The organism is Caballeronia humi (genome assembly GCF_001544475.1).
GTDB classification, from domain to species: Bacteria; Pseudomonadota; Gammaproteobacteria; order Burkholderiales; family Burkholderiaceae; genus Caballeronia; species Caballeronia humi.
In genome coordinates, this window is the sequence record NZ_FCNW02000146.1 from 1 (window position 1) to 2,653 (window position 2,653).

At 64.7% G+C, this 2,653-nt stretch carries 2 protein-coding genes; both read right to left on the reverse strand.

Annotated elements, in window-relative coordinates:
- Positions 1-216: 216 nt before the first annotated feature.
- Entirely contained in the window at positions 217-1,584 is a 1,368-nt protein-coding gene (locus AWB65_RS34560; RefSeq protein WP_087671223.1) for an NAD(P)H-dependent oxidoreductase, read from the reverse strand.
- Between the two features lie 43 nt (positions 1,585-1,627).
- Positions 1,628-2,653, reverse strand: a 1,026-nt coding sequence (locus AWB65_RS34565) for a GntT/GntP/DsdX family permease (RefSeq protein ID WP_087671224.1), incomplete at its 5' end; no start/stop codon positions are given.

Here is a 2,653-nt window from a genome sequence, read left to right on the forward strand (position 1 = left end):
GTATTGCTCCGGCAAAAAGTCGCTGCACATGCGGCGATAGTCACCAAGGAAGAACGTGTCGTCGTATTCGTTGGTGAGCCAGGGAAACGTGCCGTCTGACAGATCCCAGAAATGATGATGCGCGTCGAAAATAGGAAGCGTGAATCCAAGGTCGTTATTCGGTGCCGCGTTCATCAGAATGTCCTCCATGATTGAGAGCGGGCTTTTGAATGCCGCTCAAGCCGACGGATTACGCTGCCATGCGGCATGAAGCGCCGAGCCGTCGAGATCGAGCGCGGCGAGCGGCACCAGTTCACCCTCCGCGACATCGGCGAGGAGCCGCTTGTTCGCGGCGAGATAGAACGGCGCGGCATCGCCTGCTTTGACGCGGTCGACCAGTAGCGGCGTCGCGCCGTCGATCGTGTGGTGATGGCCGCCCATCGCGAGCGTCTCACCCGCCTTGAAGTCACGCGTGACGCGCGCGACCATCTGCGCGTAGGGCAACTGGTCCGCGCTGCCCGTCGGCTGGCCGAGCAGCACCGCCGAGAAGAGGCTCATCGGCGTTTCAAGCCCCATCAGGTGATACGGCAGGTAGATACACGCATAGCGCCCGTTCCTGCCGACCACGTGACCCTTTTGCTTCAGCAATTGCCATGTCTCGTCGTCCTTGCAGCGCACGACGACGAACACGCCGCCGCCGAAGCTCACGTCGTCGGGGCGGCGCAGGCAGTTGAAGACGTCTACCACCCCCGTGCGCTCGAGGATGCCACCGTCTTCCTTGGGCACGAAGATGTCTGCCAGTTCGCTGATGCGCGCGAGCGGGTAGTTGAGTGCGTCGGCGGCAGGCAGGAAGCCCGTCGAATTCGACACCACGTTGAGTTCGCAATAGTCCGGCGTCGCGCTCTGCGGCAGCATCGAGAGCGCCTGGCTGCGCGCGGCGAGTGTCGCGGGAATATCGTTGCCGAGCGTCCAGCACGCGTCGAGCGAGACGGCGTGCCGCTCTTCCAGATAATCGACGGTCTGCGCCGCCGGGTCGTAGATGAAGTCGTATTCACTCGACTTGCCCGCAGCCACCACGTCGAAGCCGAGCACGCGCGCCCACGTGACGAGGCCGATCAGGTTGCTCGGCTGATCGCCATCGGGCGTCGTGTAGACGACCTTGTTCTCGATCGCGAGCCGGTTCAGATACGGGCCCGCGACCGAATCGGTTTCCTTCGTTGCCATCGCGACGTGCACGCCGCGCTTCAGCGCGTTCTCCGCGATCTGCACGCTCACTTCGGGCTGCCCGGTCGCTTCCACGACGATATCCAATTCCACCGCGTTCAGCAGCGCGTGATCACCGACCAGGGCGATGCGTCCCGCGGCGCGCGCCGCGCTGACGTCGTCGGCGTTGTTGCAGACTTTCGCCGCATCGGCGCCGAAGCCGAGCGAGGCCAGTGTCGCGAGCGTGCCGTCGATGTCAAGGTCGCACAGCGCGGCGATGTCGATGCTCGGCAGCGCGCGGCATTGCACCAGCAGGGAGCGGCCGAAGCCGCCCTTCGGACCGACGAGTGCCATTTGAATCGCGCGGCTGCCGCGCGTCTTGAAGAGATGTTCGTAGTTCATGTGTCTGTCCTTTGGGAAGCGAGAGGGCGTTCAGCCGCTGATTTCAGCCGACGAGCGCGTTGAGCAGCAGGATCACCATTAGCGCGACGAGCGACTGGAAGGAAACGAGGAGCGTCCAGGTCTTGAGGGTGTCGCTGACGCTCAGCCGGAAATACTCCTTGAAGAGCCAGAAGCCGGAATCGTTCAGGTGCGAGAGCATGAGGCCGCCCGAGCTCACCGCGAGCACGAGCAATTCGAGATTTACGCCGGGCGTAGCGGCTGCGATCGGCGCGACGATGCCTGCGGCCGTCACGGTCGCGACCGTCGCCGAGCCGATCGCGATGCGGATCAGCGCCGCCACCGCCCAGCCGAGCACCAGTGGCGAAATCGCCCAGTGCACGGCCCAGTGCGCGATCGAATCTCCGATGTGCGTCGCGAGCAGCATCTCCTTCAACCCGCCCCCCGCGCCGAGAATCAGGATCACGGCGGCCGCAGGCGCGACGCTCTTGCCGAGCAGCTTCTGAATCTGCGGCAGCGTCAGGCCGCTCTTCAGACCCAGCGACCAGATCGCGAACAGCACGGCGATCAGCAGCGACACGATCGGGTCGCCGACCGTTTCCAACAGTTCTCGCGCGGCAGTGCCGTTCGGCGCGTAGTTGCGCCCGAACGTGCGGATCATCATGAGTACCGGCGGCAGCAGCACGGTGATCAGCACCAGACCTAGCGGTGGCACCGGACGCGCTTGCTTCGTTTCCGTCGCGGCCGTGGGCCCGAACAACGCGTCGCCCGGCGTAACCGGCAGGAAGCGCATCACGAACGCGGTAAAAACGGGGCCCGACAGAATCGCCATGGGAACGGCGACGATCAGGCCGTAGAAGATCGTGCGGCCTGCGTCGGCGTGCAGAGCGGCGAGCGCGAGCGTCGGCGACGGATGCGGCGGCAGCAGGCCGTGAGACACGTAAAGGCCCGCGGCCATCGGAATGCCAACGGCCATCAGCGGACTTTTTGTGCGATTCGCGATCGCGTAGACGAGCGGCACGAGCATCACGAAGCTGACATCGAAGAGATGGGGCAGGCCGATCAGCAGCGA